This window comes from Streptomyces sp. NPDC001678 (assembly GCF_042892945.1).
Classification (GTDB): Bacteria; Actinomycetota; Actinomycetes; order Streptomycetales; family Streptomycetaceae; genus Streptomyces.
This window is the reverse complement of the sequence record NZ_JBIAUP010000025.1, coordinates 1-24259: the sequence shown is the minus strand read 5'-3', so window position 1 is coordinate 24259 and position 24259 is coordinate 1. Positions and strand designations below refer to the sequence as shown.

Here is a 24259-nt window from a genome sequence, read left to right as displayed (position 1 = left end):
CACCCTAACGCCCCGCACGGTGATCCGCCCCGTCAGCGCCGCAGGGCCCATTTCTGCACCGACTCCAGCGGGCCGTGCGCGAACTTCCGCAGCCACAGCGTCGATCCGGCCACGAGCACCAGGCCCACCGCCGCCCAGAGCCCCATGACCCACCACGGCCCGGTGCCCGCGAACCGGTCCGCGAGCCCCAGACCGATGCCGTAACAGGCCAGGACGCACAGCACGTTCTGGGCGACGTAGCAGGTCAGTGCCATCCGCCCCACCGATCCCAGCCCCGCCGCCACCCGGCCGCGTCCGGGGTCGCGTCCGTGGCCACGGCCCCGCCGTCGGTCCAGCAGCACACCGATCAGGCCGAGGTACCCGATGGCCACCACGGGGGCGGCGGCATAGCGGCCCAGCAGGAAGAAGTCCGTACCGCCGAGCGACATCGCCGCGTTGAACGGCAGCCCGGCGCCCAGGCCCCAGCGGAGCATACGGACCCGCAGCCGCCGCCCCGCCTCGTCGTCGGCGAAGGCTCCCGCGCGGAACAGCCGTACGCCGAGGAGGAAGAGGAAGACCAGCAGCCCGAAGGAGATCACGGGCTCCATGCGCAGCGCGATCGCGTTCTGGAGCCGGAAGACGACCTGGTCGAGGTAGTCGCCGTGGGCGTAGAGGCCGACGACGCGGGGGTCGGGGCCGTCGCCACCGCCGCCCGTGCCCGCCGTCGCCATGCCGAGGGTGAGCAGCGCCATCACGGACAGGTGCAGCCCGCCCGCCACCCACATCGCCGTGCGGCGGACGCGTTCGGAGCGGGCGAGCAGCCGGGCCACGAGCAGGGCGGTGACCGCGTACCCCATGAGCACGTCCCAGGCGAAGACCAGTACGAAGTGCACGGTTCCCTCGGCGAAGAGGAACAGCGCGCGCCGGTGGTAGCGGCCGGGCCAGGGCTGTCCCCGCTCGGACGCGGAGGCGAACTGGATGGCCAGCCCCACGCCGAACAGCATCGTCAGCATGGACAGGAACTTGCCGTCGGCGAGGAAACGGAAGACGCTCTCGGCCGCCGCCGGCAAGGACGGCTCGGAGAGCAGCCCGCGCAGCGTGCCCCTGTCACCGCCCGTGCCGCCGCTGACGACGCCCCACTCCGCCCCGGGCCCGGAGAACAGCCACACGTTGGTCATCAGCGTGCCCAGGACGGCCGCGCCGCGCAGCACGTCGAGGAGCGGCAGCCGCCCCGGAGGCCCGCCGTCGGCACCGGCGCGGCCGGAGGCGGGCGCCGGTGCGGGCGCGGTGGATCGTACGGTCTCCGTCATGGAAGCCCCCGGAATCGTCGTTCTCCTCATCCTCGGCGCGCGCCGGACGACGGACCTCGTAGGCAGTGATGAATCCTCGCTACATCCTTCGATGTAGCGCCGCTCCTCCCGGTCCGAAGAACGGTCCGAAGAACGGACCGGGACCGAGTCGGTGCGGGTTTATAGCACCTCCGCACATGTGCCGAGGGAAAATGCCAAAACCCTCACCCTCCACCACCGTTATCGGTTACCTTCCGTCGCATGGGTCACGTCCCCTGGTGATCACCCCCCTTGTACCGAGACGCGGCGCTCCTCGTTGCCGCCGCGCGGCTGGAGAGGATCGTGTGACCGGAATAGACGGGTGCCTGACGGAGGCCATGGCCATACCCGGGGCGCGGGGCGCGAGCCTGGTGGACTGGACGAGCGGGCTCACCCTGGGGGCGGTGGGCGACGGACCGGACGGCGATCCCGAGGCGTCGGCGGCGGAGGCCGCCGAACTGGCCCGGCTCGCCGTCGAGAACGGTGTGTTCACGGGCGGTGGTGCGCGCCGTGACGGCCCGGTCGAGGAGCTGATCGTCACGGCCCGGGGGAGCTACCACCTGTTCCGGTACGTGGCGACCTCGTTCGACAGCAGCGTCTTCCTCTACGTCCGGCTGGACCGTACGGAGGCCAATCTCGCCGTGGCGCTGTTCCGGATGAAGGACCTGGCCACCCGGCTGGTGTCGGCATGACGGCGTTCGCGGGAGCGGAGAGGGTGGAGAAGGCGGAGAGGGCGGCGGTCATGGACCCGGGCTCGCGGGCGGGCGGGGCCGTCGTGACGGCCACGCTGGACCGGCTGGTCCGGGAGCGGGCGACGGGGGCGCTGCACGGCCGGGCCGGGGCGCTCTATCTCGCCGACGGCGCCCTGGTGCACGCCGAGAGCCCGGTCGTGCCGGACGTGGGATGGCGGCTGACGGCGGGCGGCCGGCTGTCGAGGTCGAGCTGGGAGGAGGCGGTGGCCGAGGGCGGCCCGGGCCACCGCGCGGGGAACCTGCTGGTCGAACGGGGCCGGCTGAGCCGGGGCGAGCTCGAACTGTGCCATCTCAGCGCCCTGTTCGACGCGGCCTATTTCGTGCTGTTCCCGCTCGACGGCTCCCAGCGGGCCCCCGACCGGTTCCTGCGGGAGGCCCGGCACTGGTTCGGGCCCGTCCGTCCCGTCCCCGTGGCGGCCGTGCAGCGCGAAGCGCGCCGCAGGCGGGGCCTGCTGGAGCGGGCCTGGCCCTGCCCGGAGGTCGATGTGTCCCCGGTCGTCCCCGTCCCCGGCGCCGTCCGCCGCGCCCACCCCGGCGCGGTGCTGGCCGCGGCCGACGGGGTGCGGACGCCGACGCAGATCGCCGGGGCGCTGGGCCGCTCCGCCTTCGCCACCCTCCTCGACGTCCGGCGGCTGGCGGCGGCGGGGCTGGTACGGACCCCGGCGCCGGGTACGCCGGCGCCCCGCCCGGCACCGGCCGCGCGGGTCCCCGCCGACGCCCCGGAGATCTCCCTGCTCAGGCGGATCCGTGACGCATTGGAGGCCTTGTGACCCCGAGACGCTCCGCGACCGTGCCGGGTGCCGACCGGGTCCCGACGATCCCATGATGAGGCGCGCGTTGAGGCAATTCGTCGTAAGGAGGCAGCAGATGACCGCCGCACCCGAGGTGCTCGCCGAGCTCCAGGGGTTACGTGTCCGGGTACCGCATCTGACCGGTGCCATGGTGGCGAGCACGGACGGGCTGGTGATCGCGCACCTCGTCACCGGTGCCGAACCGGACGGGCTGGCCGCGCTGACCGCGGCGGCCCTGGGAGTCGGCGCGCGGCTCTCGGACGCCGTGGGCCACGGGGGGTTCCGCGAGCTCGTCGTCAGCGGCGAGCTCGGCTACGTGGCCACGTACGCGGCCGGCACCACGAGCGTACTGACCCTGCTGGCCTCGGCCGACGCCAACGTGGGGCGGCTGAATCTGGAGGCCCGCAGGACGGGCGCCCGTATCGCGGAGCTCGTCGACGGCGCACCGGAGCGGCAGCGCCAGACGTAGCCGATTGCGTATTTGTCAATAAATTTCCCCGCGCGTGCCCGATGCGCGTATATCCCATCACCGGTAATTCATCGACAAGGAAACGGATTTCCCATGGCGAACACCGAAATGGCCCTCAAGGACGCGATGAACTCGATCGACGGCGCGCTGGGCGTGGCCCTCGTCGACTACGGCAGCGGTATGGCGCTGGGCACCCTGGGCGGCTCCGCGACGCTCGACCTCAACGTCGCGGCCGCGGGCAACACGGACGTCGTCCGGGCCAAGCTGCGCGCGATGGAGATGCTCAACATCCAGGACGCCATCGAGGACATCCTCATCACCCTCGGTACGCAGTACCACTTGATCAGGCTGCTGACGGGCCGGGGCGGCAGCGGTCTGTTCCTGTACCTGGTACTCGACGGCAAGCGCGCCAACCTCGCGATGGCCCGCCACCAGCTCCGGCGCATCGAGTCCGAGCTGGAGGTCTGAGGCGTTTTGGCGACATGACGACCACACCGCGCCGGTGCCGCCGCTCCTGGCATCCCCCGGCGCGGCATGTCAACGGCGCCACGCCCGAAGTGCACCATCCGGCCGGGCGGTTGCTGGGCTGTTAGGGGTGGCCCGATTTGCGGGGGCGGCGCACCCGGCGCAGGGTCTTCGTGAAGATCCCCTTCTGTTCGAAGGAGTTACCTCCATGGGTGTCCCCCGAAGATCCGGCCTGCTGGTGTCCGCCACCGTGTGCGGTGCGCTCCTCCTCGGCACCGCGGCCCCCACCACGGCCGGCACGGTGTCCGCGCCGGCCGGCGCGTCCGGCGCCACCGCCCACGTCCAGGCCCCCTCGCCCGACGCCCTGCGCAAGGCCGCGGGCCAGGCGATGCGGGCCATCGACGAGAACGCCGTCGGCAAGGAGGCGGCCGAGGAGGCCGCGGGCTGCGCGGCCCTCGGCCCGGAGCGGTCCCGCGCCGGGCACTGCGGAGTGATCCGGGAGAACCTCGACGCGCTCGGCCGGGCCCGGGCCGGCCTGGAGCGGCAGGCGGGCTCCGGACGTCCCGAGCTCCGCGCGGTCACGTTCGCCACGACCGACGCGGTCGCGGCGACCGTACGGCTCGCGAAGGAGCGGGCCGCGCGCGACGGCGGCCGGGTCGACGGCGCCGGGCTGGTCCCCGCCGTGCAGGGCCTGCTGAGCGGCGTCGTCAACGCGCTCGGCGGCGTGGTGGGCGGCCTCAACGACCTGATCAGCGGGGTGGTACGGGGCCTGCTGATCTGACGCGAGGTCCGGGCCGCGGCACGAGGCGCGGCACGGGCGCCGGTGCGGGCGACCGCGCCGGCGCCCGACCGTCACCACGGACCGAACGGGACGAGGTCCGGGCCCACGCCGTGCCAGTCGTCGCCTCCGTGGGCGACACGGTGGAAGAGGTGCGCGGCGTACCAGACGACCAGGTCCTGCCCGTCGGTGCTCTCGTCGTTCAGATAGGCGCCGAGCCCGTCGTCGGCCGCGCCGCCCTGCCGTCCGTAGCGGTCCTCGCTCGCGCGGTAGCGCAGCAGCCACAGGTCGGAGGCGGAGAAGGCGTCCGCGGTGCCGTCGTTCGGCCCGGGCAGCACGTGGTAGCCGCGGTGGCTGTCCAGGTCGACGACGGCCCAGCTGCGGCGCGAGGGCGGGTTCTTCAGCCGCTTGGTCTCGGTGCGGAAGGGGTGCCAGCCGACGCCCCAGCCCTCCTCGCCCGTATAGGTGTTGTATTCCAGCGCCAGATCCCGCCGCGCGCCGTCGATGTCGAAGTCCAGCCGCCAGTAGACGTGGTGGCGGTGGTCGAAGGGGCACTGGATGCCCGCGCTGAAGAGCCGGGGCATGACCACGCCGTTCTCCCAGAACACCCAGCGGTGGGTGAGCCGGTAGGCGCTGATGGTGTGGTACGACTCCACGCTCAGGGCGCGCAGGCCCCCGCTGGTGTAGGCGTAGACGCACACCCTGCTCCCCGGGCAGCGGGAGGTGGGGTGCGAGTTGTTGTAGTTGAGCGGGTCCTTGTACGGGCCGCACGGCCCGTCGTACTGCACCCGCAGGGACGGCAGGCTGGCCTTGGCGAAGACCTGGTGCCCCCGGTAGGCGGCGTCGAGGATGACGATGCCCTCCTCGTCGGGGGCGTCCGCCAGCCGCCAGTCGAAGGTCCACACCGGCTGCTGGGCGGGCCAGCTGATCCGGCCGGACTCACTCATCGTCCTCCCTCCTTCCCGTCTCGACCACCCGCTCCTCCCCGAGGTCGACCAGGACGCGCACCTGGGGCATGCGCCGGTCGGGGGAGCCGAAGGCGACATAGGCGCGCCGCCGGCCGTGGTGCTCGTCCCCCCCGCGCTCGTCGCTGGTGAGCAGCACCATGGGCACGGCGTCGGCCGGTGCCCGGCCGACGGCCTCGGACTGGGCGCGGGCGATCGCGACCGCCCGCTCGATCTCGGCGTCCGAGAGGGCGGGCTGCGCGGGGCCCGCGGTCACGCCGGTGAGCACCGGCGGCTCGCCGTCGTCGAGGGTGAACTCCAGCGTGCGGTCGTCGGTGTAGTCGTAGACGAGTACCAGGATCGCGGGCGTCGTACGGTCCTTGTCATCGGAGAGCAGGCCGGCGCCCAGGAAGGCGTAGCGGTGTCCTTCGAGCGCGGCCCGCGCCCGGGGGTCCGCGAGCACCGCCGGGGCGGCGCGCTCGAGCAGCTCCTCGCCGGAGGGGGTCGCGGTACGCTCCCAGGCCACCGGCTCGGCGGGGCCGGGGGCCGGCGGCGGAGCGGGAATGTCACGGAGGGCGGGCTCCACGACGGCTGGGAATTCCGGGAGGCCCGGTCGGTCCGGCGGTGGTTCGAGGCGGATTTCTGGCATGGGCCACCCTTTCCTCGCGTCCGCGCAGACGGGCGGCACCCGGCGGCGGCCGGATGCGGAATGCTGCGCGCCACGATGATTTCACCGTGCTTTCCGGCCGTCACCGGTGATTCACAGGTGACGGCCCATGGGCCGAAGCGCGGCCGTCCGGCCGTGCTCCGGCGTGCGGAGAGGGCGCGCGGACGGGTGGTTCGCCCCGTCCGGCCGGACCCGGCGGCACAGCCCTCGTACGGCATCCGGAAATGGGTTTCTCGGCCGAACGGAGCAATCAGGAATTTCCCGGGCGCCCCGCCCGGATGAACCCGGAATAAACTCGGCGGCCGGAGAGACACGAATTCCGAGGAGTGCCCCCATGGCCGAAGTGAAGCTTGCCGCCACGCCGCGTACCGACTTCGGCAAGGGTGCCGCCCGGCGTATCCGCCGCGACAACAGGGTCCCCGCCGTCGTCTACGGCCACGGCGCCGACCCGAAGCACGTCGCGCTCGACGGCCACGCGCTGTGGATGGCCCTGAAGACGCCGAACGTGCTCATCCGGCTCGACATCCAGGGGGGCAAGAGCGAGCTGGTGCTCCCCAAGGCCGTCCAACGCGATCCGCTCAAGGGATTCCTGATCCACGTGGACCTCCTCGCCGTGAAGAAGGGCGAGAAGGTCACCGTGGACGTCCCGGTGCTCACCGAGGGCGAACTGGCCCCCGGCGGAAACCTGCTGGAGCACATGCTGGACGCGCTGCCGGTCGAGGCCGAGGCCACCCACATCCCGGAGTCGTTCACCGTCTCCATCGAGGGCCTGGAGGCCGGTCACACCATTCGCGCCGAGGACATCGACCTGCCGCGCGGCTGCTCCCTGGCCGTCGACGGGAGCACGGCCCTGCTCCAGGTCGTCGCCGCGCAGGCGGAGGAACTCCCCGAGGAGGAAGAGGAAGAGGAGGAGGGCGCCGAGGCCGCCGCCCCGGCCGAGGGGGCCGAGGCGGAGCAGCCCGCGGAGGGCGGCGAGGGCTGACCCGCGCATGGCACTGCACAAGGGCAGGGGCGACGACCGGCACCCCGGCCGCCGCTACGCGGTCAACCCCTTCTACGGGGAGGCGGACCCCGTCTCCTCGATGGCGCTGGAACCGCCCCTGCACCGGCTGCCCGACGGGCCGATGACCCCGAGCGCCGCCTATCAGTTCGTCCACGACGAACTGATGCTCGACGGCAACTCCCGGCTCAACCTGGCCACCTTCGTCACCACCTGGATGGAGCCCCAGGCCGGGGTGCTGCTGGCGGAGTGCCGCGACAAGAACATGATCGACAAGGACGAGTACCCGCGCACCGCCGAGCTGGAGCGGCGCTGTGTGGCCATGCTCGCCGACCTGTGGCACGCCCCCGACCCGGCCGCCACCGTCGGCTGCTCCACCACCGGCTCCAGCGAGGCGTGCATGCTCGCCGGCCTCGCCCTCAAACGCCGCTGGGCCCTCGCCCACGGCGACCGCTACCCGGGCGGCGGGGCCCGGCCCAATCTGGTGATGGGCTCCAACGTCCAGGTCTGCTGGGACAAGTTCTGCAACTTCTGGGAGGTCGAGGCCCGCCAGGTGCCCATGGAGGGCGACCGCTTCCACATCGACCCGGACGCCGCCGCCGGGCTGTGCGACGAGAACACCATCGGCGTCGTCGCCGTGCTCGGCTCCACCTTCGACGGCTCCTACGAGCCGGTCGCCGAGGTCTGCGCCGCGCTGGACGCCCTGCGGGAACGCACGGGCCTGGACGTTCCGGTCCACGTCGACGGCGCGTCCGGCGCGATGATCGCCCCCTTCCTCGACGAGGACCTGGTGTGGGACTTCCGGCTGCCGCGCGTGGCGTCCATCAACACCTCCGGCCACAAGTACGGCCTGGTCTACCCCGGTGTCGGCTGGGCCCTGTGGCGCGACCGGGAGGCGCTCCCCGAGGACCTGGTCTTCCGCGTCAACTACCTGGGCGGCGACATGCCCACCTTCGCCCTCAACTTCTCCCGCCCGGGCGCGCAGGTCGCCGCGCAGTACTACACGTTCCTGCGGCTGGGCCGCGAGGGCTACCGGGCCGTCCAGCGCAACTCCCGCACCGTCGCGAGCGGCCTCGCCCGCCGCGTCGGCGAACTGGGCGACTTCCGCCTGTTGACGCACGGCGACCAGCTGCCGGTCTTCGCCTTCACCACGGCCGACGGCATCACCAACTTCGACGTCTTCGACGTCTCGCGCCGGCTCCGCGAGCGCGGCTGGCTCGTCCCCGCGTATACGTTTCCGCCCGACCGCCAGGACCTGTCGGTGCTGCGCGTCGTGTGCCGCAACGGCTTCTCGCAGGACCTCGCGGACGTCTTCCTCGACGACCTGAACGCCCTCCTGCCCGAACTGCGCCGGCAGGACGCACCGCTGGACCGGCCGGAGCGGGTGGCGACGGCGTTCCACCACTAGGCGCCCCGAAGGGGCGCGGGGAACTGCGCGACCAGCCACGACGCACCCGCGGACGACGTACACCGCTACGGCAGCAGCCGCTGCTCCTTCGCCACCGCCACCGCGCCCGCCCGCGTGTCCACGCCCAGCTTGGCGTAGATGCGGCCCAGGTGGGTCTTGACCGTGGCCTCGCTGATGAACAGCGCCCGGGCGATGTCGCGGTTGCCGAGGCCGCGCGCGAGCTGGCCGAGGATGTCGCGCTCGCGGTCGGTGAGCGTGCCGGTGGCGGGCCGGGCGCCGCGCAGCCGGGCCATGACCCGGCCGGCCACCGGCGGGGAGAGCGCCGTACGGCCCTGGGCGGCGGCCCGGACGGCCGCGAACAGCTCCTCGGGCCGCTCGGCCTTCAGCAGATAGCCGGTCGCCCCGGCCTCCAGGGCGCGGGTGACGTCGGCGTCCGTGTCGTAGGTGGTGAGCACCAGCACCCGTACCCCGTCCGGCCCGTCCGTGATCCGGCGCGTGGCCTCCACCCCGCCGATGCCCGGGCCCAGCTGGAGGTCCATCAGGACGACGTCCGGCCGTAGCTTCGCCGCCATGGCGACGGCCTCCTCGCCGGTGCCCGCCTCGCCGACGACCTCGATGCCGGACTCGCTGGCGAAGAGAGCGCGCAGCCCGGCGCGGACGACGGCGTGGTCGTCGCACAGCAGCAGACGGACGGGCGTGGCGGCGGTCATGGCAGCTCCGGGGAGTCGGGGGAGACGAGGGGGAGGGCGACGGAGACGACCGTGCCCTCGCCGGGCACCGACTCCACGCTCAGCCGGCCGCCCAGCCGGCCCGCGCGGGCCCGCATCGCGGGCAGCCCGTGGCCGCGCCCCGGGCCGGCCGCCGGGGCGGCGGAGGCGTCGAAGCCCCGCCCGTCGTCGGCGACGTCGAGGACGACCTGGTCGTCGAGCCAGGTGAGGGTGAGGGCGGCGGTGGTCGCCCCCGCGTGCTCGCGGACGTTGGCGAGCGCGCCCTGCGCGATGCGCAGCAGCGCCGACTCCGCGCTCTCCGGCAGGGGCACGGGCGTCCCCTCCAGGTGGAAGCGCACGGTGAGCCCGGGCTCCGGTTCCCGCTCGGCCAGGGCGCGCAGCGCCTCCGCCAGGGGCACCCCGTCCGCCAGGTCGGCGGGGGCCAGGTCCGCGACGAAGCGGCGGGCCTCGGCCAGCCCGCGGGCGGCGACGTCGGCCGCGGCGCGGACGTGGTGACGGGCCGTGCCCGGGTCGTCCGCCCAGATCCGGTCGGCGGCCTGGAGCAGCATCTGCTGGCTGGACAGGCCCTGCGCCAGGGTGTCGTGGATCTCCATCGACAGTCGCTGCCGCTCGGCGAGCGCGCCCTCCCGGCGCTCGGTGGCGGCCAGCTCGCGGCGCGTGCGCAGCAGATCGCCGATCAGGGCGTCCTGCCGGGCCCGCTGCCGCTCCATGTGGACGAAGGCGGCGGTGGCCAGCGCGGCGACGGTGGGCGGGGCGACGACGAGGTTGGGGTCGAAGCCGAAGAGGCTGATCTGGGCGGCCACGACGAAGACCGTCAGCCCCGTGATCAGCGCGAGGGAGGCGCGGACGGGCAGGGTGCGCAGGGCGGTGTAGACGAGCGGGACGGCGCACCAGGCGAAGCTCGGGGCCGCGACGACCAGCACCACCCACACGCCGACGACCGCGCCGAGCCACAGCCGCCGCTGTGTCGGGGCGGCGTCGTCGAGGCCCGCGCCGAGCACGTAGAGGATGCCGAGCAGGGTGCTCAGGGCGATGATCCAGGGCGTGTCGGGCTGGCCGGGGTGGCGGATCAGGAAGCGGACGAGGGACGCGCCGAGGAGGAGGAAGAAGGCGGAGTGCCGGACGACGGCGAACCACCGCGCGTCGGGGTCGCGGTCCGGGGGCGGTGGGGCGGTGCCTGTCACGTACGTGTTCACGTCTCTTGTCCTAACCCCTGGTGATCGCCCTCGCATCATCCGATCGGTCGACCCCGGGTCGTCCGAACCGCTCGCCGATGCCCACCGGACCGACGACCGGTAGGGGCCGTGATCGCTTCGAGGATGGTGATGTCCCGATCGGCTCCGATCACTTCAGTAGGAGTTCCCCATGAAGAGCCAGAAGTTCTCCGTCCGCGCCCGTGTCATCACCGGCAGCGTGGCGGTGGCCGTCGCCGGTGCCGCCACCTTCGGCGCCGTCGCCGCCACGGCGGCCCCCGCCCCCGCCGCCGCCCCGGCCCCGTCCGCCAAGGGCCTGGTCCAGGTGAACCGCCTGTCGGTGGACGCGGCGGCCAAGGCCGCGCAGGCCGCGCTCGCCGCCGCGAAGAAGGACGGGCAGAAGGTGTCCGTCGCCGTCGTCGACCGCGACGGCAACACCGTGGTGACCCTGCGCGGCGATGGCGCGGGCCCGCAGTCCTACGAGTCCGCCGGGCGCAAGGCGTTCACCGCCGTCTCCTGGAACGCCCCGACCTCGGAGCTGGTCAAGCGGCTCCAGCAGACGCCGAACCTCAAGGACATCCCCGGCACCCTCTTCCTGCCCGGCGGCGCCCCCGTCCAGGACAAGGGCGCCCCGGTCGCGGGCGTCGGCGTGGCGGGCGCGCCCAGCGGCGACCTCGACGAGAAGTACGCGAAGGCGGGCGTCGCCGCCCTCGCGGACTGATCCCGGCGGTCCGACCGCACGCCGAAGGGCCCGCCCCGGTGATCCGGAACGGGCCCCACAGGTGTCATATCGCTCAGGCCGAGGCGACCAGCGCGTCGCGGACCTCGCGGAACGCGGCGACCGTGCGCAGCACGTCCTCGCGGGAGTGCGCGGCGGACAGCTGGACGCGGATGCGCGCCTTGCCGTTGGGCACGACGGGGTAGGAGAAGGCGATCACATAGATGCCCTTCTCCAGCAGCGCCGCGGCCATCCGGCCGGCCAGCGCGGCGTCACCGATCATCACCGGGGCGATCGGGTGCTCGCCCGGCAGGATGTCGAAGCCCGCGGCGGTCATCTCCGTGCGGAAGAGCTTGGTGTTCTCCCGCAGCCGCGCCCGGCGGTCACCGGACTCGGTCAGCAGGTCGAGCACCCGCAGCGAGGCGCCGACGATGGACGGCGCGAGGGAGTTCGAGAAGAGGTACGGGCGCGAGCGCTGGCGCAGCAGCTCCACGATCTCGGCGCGCGCGGCGACGTAGCCGCCGCTGGCCCCGCCGAGGGCCTTGCCGAGGGTGCCGGTGATGATGTCGACCCGCTCGGTCACCCCGAACAGCTCGGGGGTGCCGCGGCCCTCCTCGCCGACGAAGCCGACGGCGTGCGAGTCGTCGACCATGACCAGGGCGCCGTAGCGGTCGGCCAGGTCGCAGATCTCGTCCAGGGGGGCGATGTAGCCGTCCATGGAGAAGACGCCGTCGGTGACGATCAGCTTGTGGCGGGCGCCCTCGGCCTCCTTGAGGCAGCGCTCGAGGTCGGCCATGTCGCGGTTGCGGTAGCGGAAGCGGGCCGCCTTCGACAGGCGGATGCCGTCGATGATGCTCGCGTGGTTGAGCTCGTCGGAGATCACCGCGTCCTCGGCCGTCAGCAGCGTCTCGAAGACACCGCCGTTGGCGTCGAAGCAGGAGCTGTAGAGGATCGTGTCCTCCATGCCGAGGAACCCGGAGATCTTCTCCTCGAGCTCCTTGTGCGGCGCCTGGGTGCCGCAGATGAACCGGACGGAGGCCATGCCGAAGCCCCAGTCGTCCAGGGCCGTCTTCGCGGCGGCGATGACCTCGGGGTGGTCGGCGAGGTCGAGGTAGTTGTTGGCGCAGAAGTTCAGGACCTTGCCGTCGCCCACGCTGATGGCCGCGGACTGCGGGCTGGTGATCACGCGCTCGGACTTGTACAGCCCGGCGTCACGGATGCCCTGAAGCTCCTTGCGCAGGTGCTCGCGCATGTTGTCGAACACGGGGGGACTCCTCGTGGTGTGGTCGTACGCCAGGGGATGACCGGCGTCGGGGGCGGGACCGGGTCAGGGCAGGGTCGGCCGGGTCCAGTCGAGGACGATCTTTCCGCACTGGCCGGAGCGGGCCGTGGCGAACGCCTCGGCGTACTGCTCGAAACCGAAGCGGTGCGTTATCACCGGCGAGATGTCGAGGCCGCTGCGCAGCAGCACGGACATCGCGTACCAGGTCTCGAACATCTCGCGGCCGTAGATGCCGCGCAGCGTCAGCATACGGGTGACGACGGTGGCCATGTCGATGCTCACATCGCCGGTGGGCAGGCCCAGGGCGGCGATCCGGCCGCCGGGGGACATGGTCGCGATCATGTCCTGGAGGGCGTCGGCGCGGCCGGACATCTCCATGCCGACGTCGAAGCCCTCGGTCATGCCGAGCTCCGGCATGACGTCGGCGATGCGCCGCTCGCTGACGTCGAGGGCGACGGTGGCGCCCATCTTCTCCGCCAGGGCCAGCCGGTAGGGGCTCACATCGGTGATCACGGTCGAGCGCGCCCCGGCGTGGTTCGCCACGGCCGCGGCCATCATGCCGATCGGGCCGGCGCCGGTGATGAGGACGTCCTCGTTGAGCACCGGGAAGGACAGCGCGGTGTGCACGGCGTTGCCGAACGGGTCGAAGATCGCGGCGACGTCGATGTCGATCTCGTGCCGGTGGACCCAGACGTTCGACTCGGGCAGGACCACGTACTCGGCGAACGCGCCGTCGGTGTGGACGCCCAGGCCGATGGTGCGGATGCACAGGTGGCGGCGGCCGGCCATGCAGTTGCGGCAGGTGCCGCAGACGAGGTGGCCCTCGCCGCTGACGATGTCGCCGACGCTCACGGTGGTCACGCCGGGGCCGGTCTCGACGACCTCGCCCGCGAACTCGTGACCGACGACGAGGGGCGCGCGGACCACTCGGGCCGCCCAGTCGTCCCAGCTGTCGATGTGCAGGTCCGTGCCGCAGATGCCGGTGCGCAGCACCTTGATCAGTACCTGCCCGGGACCGGCCTCGGGGGTCGGTACCTCGGTCAGTTCGAGACCCGGCCCCGCCGTGGTCTTCACCAATGCCCTCATGAGGGATCACTGTGGCGGCTGTGGACTGTGAAGTCCATCAACGTTATGCGGTGACACCTGTGAAGCTGAGCTTCACAGGTGCGATAGTGGACAAATGATCGACCCCCGCCGGCTCAGGGTGCTGAGCGCCCTCGCCGACCACGGCACCGTGACCGCGGCGGCCCACGCCCTGTACCTCTCGCCCTCGGCGGTCTCCCAGCAGCTCGCCGCCCTGGAGGCGGAGACCGGGCACGCCCTGCTGGAGCGGCGCGGCCGTACGGTGCGGCTCACGGCGGCCGGCAGCGTCCTGGCCGGGCACGCGGTGGAGATCGCCGCCCAGCTGGAGCGGGCCGAGGCCGATCTGGCCGGGTGCTCCACGGGCCTGGTGGGCGAGGTGACCGTCGCGGCGTTCGCCACGTCCATCACCGAGGTCGTCGCCCCCGCCCTGGCCGGCCTCGGCCGGCGGGCGCCCCAGGTCCGGGTGCGGGTCAAGGACGCCGAGGGGCACGCCAGCGTCCGGCTGCTGCTGGACGGCGAGGCCGACATCGCCGTGGCCGTCGAGCATCGCGACGCCCTGGCGTCCGACGCCGGGCGGCTGCTGCACGCCCCGCTCTACGAGGAGCCCTTCGACGCCGTCCTGCCGCCCGGCCACCGCCTGGCCGACAAGCCGGAGGTGGACCTCACGGACCTGCGGGACGACCCGTGGATCACCCCCTGGCCGGGCAACCCCGTCCACGAGGCCGTGGTGCGGGCCTGCGAGGAGGCCCGGTTCCGGCCCCGCGTGGAGTGTCTCTCGGACGACTTCTCGGCGGTCTGCGCGCTGGTGGCCGTCGGGGCGGGCGTCGCGCTCGTACCGCGCTCGGCCCTCCACGGCATCCGCCCGGCGCTCACCCCCGCCGTCCGCCCGTTGCGCGGCCCGGGCCCCACGCGCCGGGTGTTCACCGCCGTCCGCCGGGGCAGCGAGGGGCACCCCCTGCTGAGGCTGGCGCTGGCGGAGCTGCGCGACCGGGCGGCCACCCTCACGGCGTGAGCCCGCACCCGCGCATGGGGTGGGCGGCCCGTTTTCCGGCAGGGCCGGAATCGGCGGCAACGGCGTTCGCGGGCCGCGCCGGGCCGGGGCACGATGGTGTTCGATTCAGCCGACCGCATCCCCCGGGAGCACGCATGATCTTCATCGCCGTCAAGTTCACCATCCGCCCCGAGCGCAGCGCCGAGTGGCTGGACCTGGTCAAGGACTTCACCGAGGCCACCCGCGCGGAGGAGGGCAACGTCTTCTACGAGTGGTCCAAGAGCGTCGACAACCCCCACCAGTTCGTCCTGCTGGAGGCGTTCAAGGACGGCGCGGCCGGTGAGGTGCACGTCGCCTCCGAGCACTTCAAGACCGCCATGGCCTGGATGCCCGACGTCGTCGCGAGCACGCCGGAGATCATCCACGTCGAGACGCCGGGCACCGGCTGGTCGGCGATGGCCGAGGTGTCGCCGCGTCAGTAAGGCCCTGGTGAGGGAGTGAGGCCGTAGTGGGGCCGTCCGGCTGAGCGCGCCGGGGGACGGGGCTGTTCGGGTCACGACCCGGCGCGTCGGAATATCCGAAGAGATGGTCAAAGCCATAGTCGGGATCGTGTGACGAAAACGTCGACAAAGCGATTAGACCAGGCGGAGACACAGTGAACGCAGCCACGGCCAGGCCCCCCGACCATCCCCGGACCCGCTTGCGCGCCCGGTGCGCGGCATGGCTGCGGCGCACGGCCGCGGGCGCCGCCACCGCGGCCGCGGCACTCGGCGGCCTGGCCCTGCCCGCCCTGGCGGCCCCGCTGCCCGGCGGCCTCGGCCCCTGTCTGCCGGGCAGCTGCCCCCGGACCTACCCCGCCCTCAACAACAGGCCGTTCGCGGGCCGCGACGACAACATCAACGTCTTCACCGGCGGCGACTTCCGCGTACGCGGCGGCGCCGTCGGGGCCGAGGGCCGGGTGGTGACCCTCGGCGACTTCGATGTGAACAAGTCCTCCGGCGGCGCCCTCTACAACGTGGGCGTCCTCGGCGTCGGCTCCCGCGTCCCCCCGTCCGACGGCGCCGACTTCCTGACCACCGACGGGGACGTCCTCGTCGCCCCCGGCCAGCGGCTGGACGCCGAGCGCGGCGTCGTCCGGCACGCGGGCGACGTCTCCGGCCTGCTCATCGGCGGCGACGCCGCGGCCTCGGACGCCGCCCGGCCGTACACCGGGCTGCGCGAGCAACTGGGCGTCGCCAGCCGCTGCTACGCCGGCGGCGCGGACGGGCGGGCCCGCCCGGCCACCGGCACCGCACGCAACACCGGCACGGAGACCGTGTTCACCGGCGACGGCACCTCCCGGCTCCAGGTGTTCCACGTCGGCTTCGACCTCGTCGGCCGCGACGGCGGCCAGCAGGCCATCCGCTTCACCGGCATCCCCGCCGGCGCCACCGTCCTCGTCAACCTCGAAGGCCGCTCCCGCGTCGTCAACACCTTCAGCGGCGGCAGCACCGACGACAACCCCCTCAACCGGCTGCGCGAGCGCCTGCTGTGGAACCTCCCCGACGCCCGGCGCGCCGACTTCCTGGGCACCGGCCAGTTCCAGGGCAGCGTCCTCGTCGGCGACCCCACCAGCGAGACCACCGTCACCCTGCCGGGCATGAACGGCCGCTTCTTCACCGCCGGTTCGCTCACCCACACCTCCGCCACGGGCGGCGCCGGCGGCCAGGAGTTCCACGCCTACCCCTTCACCGGCGACCTTCCCGACTGCGCGCCCCCGCCCCGGCCCACCGGAGAGGTGACGGTGGTGCAGCGGGACGCCCAGGACGGCCGGCCCCTGCAAGGCGCCCGGTTCCAGCTCTGGCGGGAGACCAACGGCGTCCAGGGCCTCCAGACCTCCGGCGACCGGCCCGACACCCGCTCCGCCGACGTCTGCGTCACCGACCCCCACGGCGAGTGCCGCAGCACCGTGGAACCCGGCGCCTACTACTGGCAGGAGCTCCAGCCCCCACCCGGCTACCGGCTGCCCGAACGCACGGTGTTCGGGCCGCTCGTGCTCAGCGCCGCCAACGCGCCCGAGGGCGTCTCCCTCACCGTCGGCAACACCCCGGCACCGGACTCCTACGGCTCGATCCACCTGGTGACCAAGGACGCCGGGACCGGCCGGCCGCTGCCGGGGGCCCGCTTCGAGCTGTGGCGGGAGACCAACGGCCGCCCGGGGCTCCAGATCGCGGGCGCCGCCCCCGACCGCCGGGCCGACCCCGGCTGCGTCACCGACCGGGCGGGCCGCTGCGCCTTCCGGGGCCTGCCGCCGGGCGCGTACTACCTGCGCGAGACCGTCGTGCCCGACGGCTATCTCCCGCCCCTGGAACGGGTCTTCGGACCGTACGCGGTGACCGCCGCCAACGCGCGGTCCGGCATCACCGTGACGCTGAAGAACACTCCGCGCGAACGGGGCGGGCGCGCCTGACGTGACGCACGGGTCAGTCGACCCGCACCTCCTCCACGCCCAGGTACATCACCTCCGGCCGGGCCGGGTTGAAGGCGATCGCGGAGACGCCGTCGTAGGCGTTGTGCGTCGCCGTCACCCGGCCCGTCGAGGCGTCGTAGCGGAACAGGTCGGTGCCGTAGTTCTGGAAGTACGTGCCGTACGCGAAGTGGAGGACCTTCGGGTCGACCGGACTGGGCGCCAGCAGCGTGCCGTTGGTGAGCTTGACCGCGGCGGAGTCGTCGACTGCCTTGGTGTACGTCAGACCGCCGTCGGCCGACCGGTACAGATGCCGCCCCTCGGAGGACGAGCCCGGCGCGGCCTCCACCAGGTCGATGCCCAGGGCGTAGACGACTTCGGGGTCGGCGGGGGAGACGACGGCGTCGAAGAGGTTCGCCCGCCCCCCGTCCGCCGACAGCCCGCGCGCCGCCCGCCAGGTGACGCCCCCGTCGGTGGTCACGGCGCCACCGGCCGCCATGCCGCCCGCGACGGCGTGATCGGGGTCGGCCGGGTCGAAGGCCACGCCGTAGACGCTCGCGGTGCCGCCGAACGCCGGGGTGCCGACGCGGCGCCAGGTGGCCCCGCCGTCCACGGAGTCGTAGAGCCGCCCGTCGTCCCCGGCCAGGCGCACATGGCCGGGCCGCGCCCGGTCGGTGCCCAGACCGCTGACGCGCGCGGTCGGCGCCTTCAGGGGCGTGACGGTGGTGCCGTCCACCCGGGCGAGGTAACGGCCGTTCTTCTGCCAGGCGAAGGCCCGGCCGCCGGGCGCCGCGGCCAGCCGCACGGACGCGGCTCCGAGTGTGGCGACGCGCTGCCAGCCGCAGCCGGCGTCGGTGGAGCGCAGCAGGGCGTCGTTGTGGGTGGCGAGCAGGGTGCCGGGGGTGTCCAGCGTGACCAGGCCATGGGTGTAGCCGGTGGCCTTGAGGGTGCCCGTGGTGGGCGTGACGGTCCTGCCGTCGTCGGTGGTGAAGGTGACGGAGCCGTCACCGGTGACGCGGGAGCAGGACGGTGCCGTCCAGGCCGCCGGTCCGCTCGCCGCGGTGGTGGGCGGCTGTGCGGGGGCGGGCGGCTGGACGAGCGCGAGGGCGGCGGCCGCCGCGGTGGCGGCGATACCGATCCGCTGCATGGGAACTCCTGAAGTAGGCAAGGGGTGGAGCCAACCGGGCGATCATGCCCCTGGGGCGAGGAGGGCAACCATGGGCCGATGGCACCAAGCACGTCATCCGATCGGGTAGTATTCCTTTCGCGCCGCTAGCTCAGTTGGTTAGAGCGGCTGACTCTTAATCAGCAGGTCCGGGGTTCGAGTCCCTGGTGGCGCACTGGATGCAAAGGCGGAGGCCCTCACCGTACGGTGAGGGCCTCCGCCGTTTCCACAGGGCGTCAGCTCCGCAGGAGGGTCGCGATCCGGGCGCCCGAGGTGCCGATGCCGGCGGGGCCGCCCAGGGGCGTCTCCACGGGCGGGGCGGCGGACGCGGCAGGGGCGCCCGCGGCGTAGCGGCGGACCAGGTCGGTCTCGCCGTAGCGCCGGCACTCGCGGTGCCAGGTGAGGATGGCCGCCAGCCAGTCCTTGAGCTCCTGGACGTAGCCGTCCAGGGCGATACGGGCCTTCGCGTCGAGCCCGAGCTCCTGGCAGAGGGCGGGCAGTTGCGTGGCGACGATGTGGAGGAACTCCCGCATCCGGGACCTCAGCAGGTCGGCGACGACGCCCAGGGCCTGCTCGCGTCCGCAGTCGAAGAAGTTCTGGACGACGAGGACGGCGTTGTGGACCTCGCCCTCGAACTCGATCTCCTTCTGGTAGGAGAAGACGTCGTTCATGAGCGTGGCGTAGTCCGAGGCGGCGTTCTCCAGCGCCTGGACGGGCCGTGACGCGAGGACTTCCGGGGGCAGCGCCCTGCCGTGACGGAGCCGGGAGAGCGTCATGGTGAGCGGGGAGCCGAAGGTGTTGCGGCGCATCTCGATGTAGTCGACCGGCTCGGGGATCTTGTTCATGCGCTGGTTGGTCAGCTCCCACTGCCAGCTGTCCAGCATCCCCTCGACCGCCCGCCGGAACGCCTCGCGGCCGGCGGGGGACATGGGCGTCACCGTCCGGACCCAGATGTCGGCCAGGCTCCGCTCCAGGCAGTTCAGCGGTGTCTCGGTGACGACGGCGTCCAGCGGCATGAACAGCCGGAGCCGGTCGGTGCAGTGCTTGGCCGCCGCCAGGCCGTCGGGGCGCCTTCCGAAGTGCGCGGGATAGACGTCGTCCCCGTAGGTGCCCCAGATGAGCCAGTCCGTGGCGAGGTCCAGCTCGTCCGGGCCCGCCTCCGGGTTGATGCCGGCGGCGCACAGGCCCAGGTCGAAGTCGCGGAGGTGCTCGTCGTCCCAGTGGCCCGCGAGGGGGTCGGTGGGGCTGGGGACGCTGATGCCCATGCGCCGGGCCCAGTCGGCGCCGTGCCGCCGGGTGTCCTCGAGATGGGGGTTGTGCCGGGTCTGGAAGGGCATCTCGAAGTCGGGGAGCGGCAGGGGGCCCGTCTTCTCGAACGGGACGTGTGCGAACCCGCGCAGCCGCGCGGGCAGCGCCGCCAGGATCGAGGGCACCAGCAGGGCCGCCGAGGTGCCGAGCCCGAGCGGCCCGCCCAGCAGGGCCTCGGGCACCCGGGGGGTGCCGGTGGTGCTCTTCATATAGCGGCTGGAACGCAGATGCCACTCGTGGCCGCCGGCCTGCCAGTCCTGAAGTCCCTTGACGTAGGCGAAGACGTCGGCGTGAGCCTGCGCGTCCAGCCCGTGCTCCGCCAGGACGGGGCCGACCTCGGTGAGGGCGGTGTGCTCGAACTGCTGGAGGCGCGAGGTGAGGAGCTCGCCCACGGCGTCGGCGGCCCGCTGGGTGTCGCAGCCCAGGAAGTGCTCGAAGACGAGGACGGCGTTGGCGAGTTCGCCCTCGCTCTCGGTCTCGCGCTGGTAGGAGAAGAGGTCGTTGCGCAGGTGGACCCCGTCGGCGAAGGTGTCCTTCAGGACGCGCAGGGGCCGGGTCGCCGCCACCGCGTCGGGGACCTCGGCGCCCGCCGCGTACTCGACGAGGTGGGCGGACCAGGGCGCTCCGCCGACCTTGCGGCGCATCTCGATGTACTCGACGGGGTTGGCGACACGGCCCTCGTTGATGTTCGACAGCTCCCACATCGACTCCTCGAGCAGATGCCGGGTGCTCTCCCGGAAGCGCCGCCGCCACTCCGGCGACATGTCCGGGACCGTACGCGCCCACAGGTCGGCCAGGCCCGCCTCGACCTGGTTGGTGGGCTCCGGGGCCGGTTCGTCCGGGCCCAGCGGCATAAAGGCCGGGAGGCGGTCGAGATAGGCGCGGGCACCATGGGTGTCGCCCGTGCGCTTGAACCTCGCCAGGAAGTCGTCGTCGAAGAAGAACACCCACACGTACCAGTCGGTGACCAGGTCCAGCTCGGGGCCGGAGGCGTCCGGATGGGTGTAGGAGCACAACAGGGCGTAGTCGTGGGAGTCGAGATCCTCCTCGTCCCAGATTCCCGATCCCTCGATCATGCCCATGCGCCGCGCCCAGGCCTTCGAATGCCGCCGCGCGCCCTCGAGATGGGGATTGAGGCGGGCCGGGTGCGGTGTGTAGAAGCGGGGCAGCTCGAAGGGGTTGGGCATCGCGTGCGCGGCCTTTCGGTGCGGGTGCCGGTGCGGACGGTCCGATCGGGGGCACGCTATGACGGGGAGTGGGCGAGGAGTTCAGGGAAAGTAGGATTTCCGCCCAATGTGGTGAATAAATGAAGGGTTGAGATTAACGATCTTGCTGTCGATGGCGCCTTTCCCCTACAGTCCCTCCGTTTTAACTCGTTTGATCTTGGGGGAATCGATGACCGTCGCGTCATCCGCGCCGTCCCGGCGCTTCGGGCCCGGCGCCATGCTGAGCTGGGCCGTGTCCATCGGCTGCAATGTGGTACTGCCGTTCGTCACCTACAACCAGCTCACCGGCGCCGGCTGGAGCGACTTCTCCGCCCTGGTGGCCTCCGGCGTCTGGCCGGTCGTGGACATGGTGATCTATCTGATCTGGCACCGGCGCGTCGACGAGTTCGCCGTGATGACCATGATCTTCCTGGTGCTGACCCTCGCCGTCACCGGTGTCGGGCCGCACTCGGCCCGGCTGCTGCTGGTCAAGGACTCCCTGATCACCGGCCTCTTCGGGGTGGTCTGCCTGATCAGCCTGGCCACCCCGCGCCCGCTGATGTTCTATCTGGGCCGGAAATTCGGCACCGACGGTTCCGCGAACGGCGTCGCCCACTGGAACGGCCTCTGGCAGTACGAGGGATTCCGGCGGACGATGACCCGGATCACCATGACCTGGGGCCTCGGATACGTCCTCGAGGCCATCGCGCGCGTCGGACTGTCCTACGCGCTGCCGACCGGCACCATGGTCGCCGTGAATTCCGTGCTGGCCTATGGCGTTCCCGCCCTTCTGATCGCCTGGACGATCACCTATTCCAAGCGCGCCCGCGCCAAGGGCCGCGGCGCCCAGGCCGCTGCCGCGGGACAGGCGGCCGCTGCCGCCGTCAATTAGCGGACAGGAAACGGCGCAGCTTTTGCAGCGGCCAGGTGTTGATGACGTCGTCCTTGGTCAGCCAGCCCCGCTGCGCCGTTCCCACGCCATAGCGCATATACGGAAGATGCGTGATGGAGTGCGCGTCCGTGTTCACCGCGAACTTCACCCCGTGGCGCCTGGCCCGCAGAACGTCCTCGTCGCACAGGTCGATCCGCTCCGGATGGGCGTTGATCTCCAGAGCGGTGCCGGTCCGCGCGCACGCCTCGAACACGGCGTCGAAGTCGGCGTCGATTCCGGGCCGTTTGCCCAGCAGCCGCATCCGCCGGTGCTTCCCGTCGAGCTCCCGCACCCGCTCGCGCTGCGCGAGGATCTTGGCGTCCGTCATCCGCTGCATAGACGAGTTCGGGCAGCTCGTCGCGCAGCCCCGCCGCGACCTCGCCGCGGTCCTCGCGCAGGGTGGGCGGGATCCAGGGCAGGCCCAGCCGGGCGCAGACGTCCTCCTCCGTCGCCGAGGTGATCCGCCGCCCGCTCTTGGCGTGGAACAGCCCGTACTCGGACAGCTTGTACCCGTGGCGGACGGCGAGTTCACGGACGCGGATGTTGTGCGCCTTGGTCGCGGAAACACTCCGACACCTAGGATAGCCGCAGGTCAGGCGCTGTGCCCCACCCGGCGGACCGGGCGAGGGCTCTGCCCGGCTCGCACCGGGGTCTGACACTTCCCCCCCGCCGCCTCGCCCCGCGACCGCTCCGGTGGCACGCTGAAACCATGGCCCGGCCCAACGAAGAGGTCGCGGCGGTGCTCCAGGAGTACGCCGATCTCGTCGCCATCACGGGCGGCGACGCCTTCAAGGCGCGCGCCTACGAGAAGGCCGCCCGCGCCATCGGCGGCCACCCCTCCGACGTCTCCAAGCTGGATCTCCAGGGCCTGCGCGAGATCCCCAACGTCGGGAAGTCGATCGCCGAGAAGGTCGTCGAGTTCCTGGGCACCGGCCGGGTCGCCGCCTTCGAGGAGACCCGCACGTCCGTCCCTGCGGGCGTCCGCGAGCTGCTCACCATCCCGACCCTGGGCCCCCACAAGGCCCTCGTTCTCTACGAGGAGCTGGGCGTCTCCTCCGTCGACGGACTCCTCGACGCGATCCACGAGGAACGGCTACGGGACCTCAAGGGGTTCGGCGAGAAGACCGAGCAGAACATCCTCCACGGCATCGAGCTGATGAAGAAGGCCGGCGGCCGAATCCTGCTGTCCGCCGCCACGGACGCCGCCGAGCGGATCGTCGCCGACCTCTCGCGGGTCGAGGGCTGCGAACGCTGCGCCTTCGCCGGGTCGCTGCGCCGCATGCGGGAGACCATCGGGGATGTCGACGTCCTCGTGGCGGCCGACCGCGCCGAGCCGTTCATGGAGGCGATCAGCACCCTCCCGTACACCGCGGAGGTCATCGCCCGCGGCCCGAAGAAGACGTCGGTCCGCACCGTCGACGGGCTCCAGATCGACCTGCGGGTGCTGCCGCCCGACGCGTGGGGCGCGGGGCTGCTGTACTTCACAGGCTCAAAGCCCCACAACATTCGGATACGAGAAATCGCCGTCAGGCAGGGCTGGAAGCTCTCGGAGTACGGCCTGTTCTACGGCAAGAGCGGCAAGAAGATCACTTCCGAGACCGAAGAGGCAATCTACGCCAAGCTCGGCCTCCCGTGGATACCGCCCACCCTGCGCGAGGACCGTGGGGAGGTAGCGGCCGGCCTCCGGGACGGGCTGCCGACGTTGATCGAAGAGGCCGATATTCGGGGCGACCTGCACACCCACACAGATCTCACAGACGGACTGGCATCCCTGGAAGACATGATCGCGGCCGCTGCTGAGCGGGGTTACACGTACTACGCGATCACGGATCACGCGCCCAACCTGTACATGCAGCGGATGACCGATGCGAAGATGCTCGCTCAGCGGGAACAGGTACGGAAGCTGGACGGCAAGCACCGCAAGATGCGGCTCCTGCACGGCACGGAGCTGAACATTGGTCCGGATGGTGATGTGGACTGGCCGGAAGAGTTCCTAGTGGGGTTCGACCTGTGCGTTGCCTCGGTGCATGACCACTTCAAGCAGAACCGCGCAGAGCAGACCCGCCGGCTCGTCCGGGCCTGTGAGAACCCGGCCGTGAGCATCATCGGGCACCCCACTACCCGGTTGCTGGGCAAGCGCCCAGGGATTGACGCTGATTTCGACGAGGTGTTCGCCGCCTGCGCGCGGACGGGCACCGCGTTGGAGATCAACGCGCACCCGGAACGGCTGGACCTAGGTGACGAGGAGATCCTTCGGGCCAGGCGCCACGGAGTGAAGTTCTCGATCAACACCGATGCCCACTCGGTGATGCACCTGCCTTACATGCGGTACGGGATCGGGACGGCACAGCGCGGATGGTTGACCAAGGACGACGTGATCAACACGTGGCCGTTGCAGAAGCTGCGCCGGTTCCTCCGTACCAGCCGCTGACCCTGCCCCGAGCGGGCCCGTTCGCTCAGCTGTGGGCCAGGTGGTAGACGCCTCCCGCGACACCGGCCCCCGCCACCAGGGCGGGCAAGTTACTACTGAGGTTTTCGTTAGTTCTGTGGGTGCAGAGGCTGTAACAGTGCGAGGATGCTGGTGTGCCTTCTGAGCCTCAGTCTGTTGTTGTCGCAGCGTCTGTTCCG

22 protein-coding genes, 1 tRNA gene and 1 pseudogene are annotated in these 24259 nt (G+C 72.2%); 14 read left to right on the top strand and 10 right to left on the bottom strand.

All coding sequences use genetic code 11. From position 1 onward, the window contains the following. Window positions 1–32: 32 nt before the first annotated feature. Window positions 33–1289 carry a DUF418 domain-containing protein gene (locus ACFYZR_RS31800; protein WP_391916862.1) on the bottom strand — a complete coding sequence of 419 codons (1257 nt, stop codon included), beginning with the start codon at window positions 1287–1289 and terminating at the stop codon, window positions 33–35. Window positions 1290–1612: 323 nt separating this feature from the next. Here ACFYZR_RS31800 and ACFYZR_RS31795 point away from each other — a divergent pair, with 323 nt between their 5' ends. The 5 genes from ACFYZR_RS31795 (at window position 1613) to ACFYZR_RS31775 (ending at window position 4565) form a co-directional block, all read left to right on the top strand. After that, window positions 1613–1999: a hypothetical protein gene (locus ACFYZR_RS31795; protein WP_391916860.1), complete on the top strand. Its 387-nt coding sequence runs from the start codon at window positions 1613–1615 to the stop codon at window positions 1997–1999. After that, complete coding sequence (locus tag ACFYZR_RS31790; RefSeq protein ID WP_391916857.1) at window positions 1996–2829, top strand: transcriptional regulator; 834 nt, start codon at window positions 1996–1998, stop codon at window positions 2827–2829. Before ACFYZR_RS31795 ends, ACFYZR_RS31790 begins: the two co-directional genes overlap by 4 nt. 55 nt (window positions 2830–2884) lie before the next feature. Further along, a complete protein-coding gene (locus tag ACFYZR_RS31785) occupies window positions 2885–3319 on the top strand; it encodes a roadblock/LC7 domain-containing protein (RefSeq protein WP_391916854.1) in 435 nt (144 codons plus the stop codon). Between the two features lie 93 nt (window positions 3320–3412). Then, complete coding sequence (locus tag ACFYZR_RS31780; protein WP_391916851.1) at window positions 3413–3787, top strand: hypothetical protein; 375 nt, start codon at window positions 3413–3415, stop codon at window positions 3785–3787. A gap of 205 nt (window positions 3788–3992) precedes the next feature. Continuing rightward, window positions 3993–4565: a hypothetical protein gene (locus tag ACFYZR_RS31775; protein WP_391916848.1), complete on the top strand. Its 573-nt coding sequence runs from the start codon at window positions 3993–3995 to the stop codon at window positions 4563–4565. 71 nt (window positions 4566–4636) lie between these two features. On the opposite strand, the gene ACFYZR_RS31770 is transcribed toward ACFYZR_RS31775, so the two are convergent. Both ACFYZR_RS31770 and ACFYZR_RS31765 read right to left on the bottom strand, forming a co-directional pair. Next, a complete protein-coding gene (locus tag ACFYZR_RS31770) occupies window positions 4637–5509 on the bottom strand; it encodes a hypothetical protein (RefSeq protein ID WP_391916845.1) in 873 nt (290 codons plus the stop codon). After that, a complete protein-coding gene (locus ACFYZR_RS31765) occupies window positions 5502–6155 on the bottom strand; it encodes a hypothetical protein (protein WP_391916843.1) in 654 nt (217 codons plus the stop codon). Before ACFYZR_RS31765 ends, ACFYZR_RS31770 begins: the two co-directional genes overlap by 8 nt. Window positions 6156–6507: 352 nt before the next feature. Here ACFYZR_RS31765 and ACFYZR_RS31760 point away from each other — a divergent pair, with 352 nt between their 5' ends. Together ACFYZR_RS31760 and ACFYZR_RS31755 are read left to right on the top strand one after the other, a co-directional pair. Further along, on the top strand, window positions 6508–7155 hold the full coding sequence (locus ACFYZR_RS31760) for a 50S ribosomal protein L25/general stress protein Ctc (protein ID WP_391916840.1): 648 nt from the start codon (window positions 6508–6510) through the stop codon (window positions 7153–7155). 7 nt (window positions 7156–7162) lie between these two features. Further along, window positions 7163–8581: a glutamate decarboxylase gene (locus tag ACFYZR_RS31755; protein ID WP_391916837.1), complete on the top strand. Its 1419-nt coding sequence runs from the start codon at window positions 7163–7165 to the stop codon at window positions 8579–8581. Window positions 8582–8646: 65 nt separating this feature from the next. On the opposite strand, the gene ACFYZR_RS31750 is transcribed toward ACFYZR_RS31755, so the two are convergent. Continuing rightward, window positions 8647–9291 carry a response regulator gene (locus tag ACFYZR_RS31750; RefSeq protein ID WP_391916835.1) on the bottom strand — a complete coding sequence of 215 codons (645 nt, stop codon included), beginning with the start codon at window positions 9289–9291 and terminating at the stop codon, window positions 8647–8649. Further along, window positions 9288–10505 carry a sensor histidine kinase gene (locus tag ACFYZR_RS31745; RefSeq protein ID WP_391916832.1) on the bottom strand — a complete coding sequence of 406 codons (1218 nt, stop codon included), beginning with the start codon at window positions 10503–10505 and terminating at the stop codon, window positions 9288–9290. Before ACFYZR_RS31745 ends, ACFYZR_RS31750 begins: the two co-directional genes overlap by 4 nt. A 169-nt stretch (window positions 10506–10674) precedes the next feature. Between ACFYZR_RS31745 and ACFYZR_RS31740 the strand changes: the two genes are divergently transcribed. Next, complete coding sequence (locus ACFYZR_RS31740) at window positions 10675–11223, top strand: heme-binding protein (RefSeq protein ID WP_391916829.1); 549 nt, start codon at window positions 10675–10677, stop codon at window positions 11221–11223. Between the two features lie 73 nt (window positions 11224–11296). Here the strand turns inward: ACFYZR_RS31740 and ACFYZR_RS31735 are convergent, their stop codons facing one another. Beyond that, complete coding sequence (locus ACFYZR_RS31735) at window positions 11297–12484, bottom strand: glycine C-acetyltransferase (RefSeq protein WP_391916826.1); 1188 nt, start codon at window positions 12482–12484, stop codon at window positions 11297–11299. Window positions 12485–12547: 63 nt separating this feature from the next. After that, a complete protein-coding gene (tdh, locus tag ACFYZR_RS31730) occupies window positions 12548–13588 on the bottom strand; it encodes an L-threonine 3-dehydrogenase (RefSeq protein WP_391916824.1) in 1041 nt (346 codons plus the stop codon). 94 nt (window positions 13589–13682) lie between these two features. Between tdh and ACFYZR_RS31725 the strand changes: the two genes are divergently transcribed. The 3 genes from ACFYZR_RS31725 to ACFYZR_RS31715 all read left to right on the top strand — a co-directional run bounded on the left by ACFYZR_RS31725 (window position 13683) and on the right by ACFYZR_RS31715 (window position 17025). Further along, entirely contained in the window at window positions 13683–14597 is a 915-nt protein-coding gene (locus tag ACFYZR_RS31725) for a LysR family transcriptional regulator (protein WP_391916822.1), read from the top strand. Between the two features lie 134 nt (window positions 14598–14731). Then, window positions 14732–15058, top strand: a complete 327-nt coding sequence (locus ACFYZR_RS31720; RefSeq protein WP_391916820.1) for a putative quinol monooxygenase — start codon at window positions 14732–14734, stop codon at window positions 15056–15058. Between the two features lie 173 nt (window positions 15059–15231). Beyond that, on the top strand, window positions 15232–17025 hold the full coding sequence (locus ACFYZR_RS31715) for a choice-of-anchor A family protein (RefSeq protein WP_391916817.1): 1794 nt from the start codon (window positions 15232–15234) through the stop codon (window positions 17023–17025). Between the two features lie 13 nt (window positions 17026–17038). On the opposite strand, the gene ACFYZR_RS31710 is transcribed toward ACFYZR_RS31715, so the two are convergent. Beyond that, the gene (locus tag ACFYZR_RS31710; protein ID WP_391916815.1) at window positions 17039–18169 is read right to left on the bottom strand and encodes a WD40/YVTN/BNR-like repeat-containing protein; all 1131 of its coding nucleotides are present in this window, start codon (window positions 18167–18169) and stop codon (window positions 17039–17041) included. Window positions 18170–18288: 119 nt separating this feature from the next. Between ACFYZR_RS31710 and ACFYZR_RS31705 the strand changes: the two genes are divergently transcribed. Then, a tRNA-Lys gene (locus ACFYZR_RS31705) sits at window positions 18289–18362 on the top strand. 61 nt (window positions 18363–18423) lie between these two features. Here the strand turns inward: ACFYZR_RS31705 and ACFYZR_RS31700 are convergent. Next, window positions 18424–20682 carry a germacradienol/geosmin synthase gene (locus tag ACFYZR_RS31700; protein WP_391916812.1) on the bottom strand — a complete coding sequence of 753 codons (2259 nt, stop codon included), beginning with the start codon at window positions 20680–20682 and terminating at the stop codon, window positions 18424–18426. Window positions 20683–20890: 208 nt separating this feature from the next. Here ACFYZR_RS31700 and ACFYZR_RS31695 point away from each other — a divergent pair, with 208 nt between their 5' ends. Then, window positions 20891–21592 carry a VC0807 family protein gene (locus ACFYZR_RS31695; RefSeq protein WP_391916810.1) on the top strand — a complete coding sequence of 234 codons (702 nt, stop codon included), beginning with the start codon at window positions 20891–20893 and terminating at the stop codon, window positions 21590–21592. Here ACFYZR_RS31695 and ACFYZR_RS31690 read toward each other — a convergent pair. After that, window positions 21585–22194 (bottom strand): annotated as a pseudogene (locus ACFYZR_RS31690) (DNA polymerase/3'-5' exonuclease PolX); the annotation flags it as partial. The gene ACFYZR_RS31695 and the pseudogene ACFYZR_RS31690 overlap by 8 nt on opposite strands. A gap of 146 nt (window positions 22195–22340) precedes the next feature. Here ACFYZR_RS31690 and polX point away from each other — a divergent pair. Further along, window positions 22341–24062 (top strand): DNA polymerase/3'-5' exonuclease PolX, encoded by a 1722-nt coding sequence (gene polX, locus ACFYZR_RS31685; RefSeq protein WP_391916808.1) that lies wholly within the window; start codon window positions 22341–22343, stop codon window positions 24060–24062. Window positions 24063–24259: the final 197 nt, after the last annotated feature.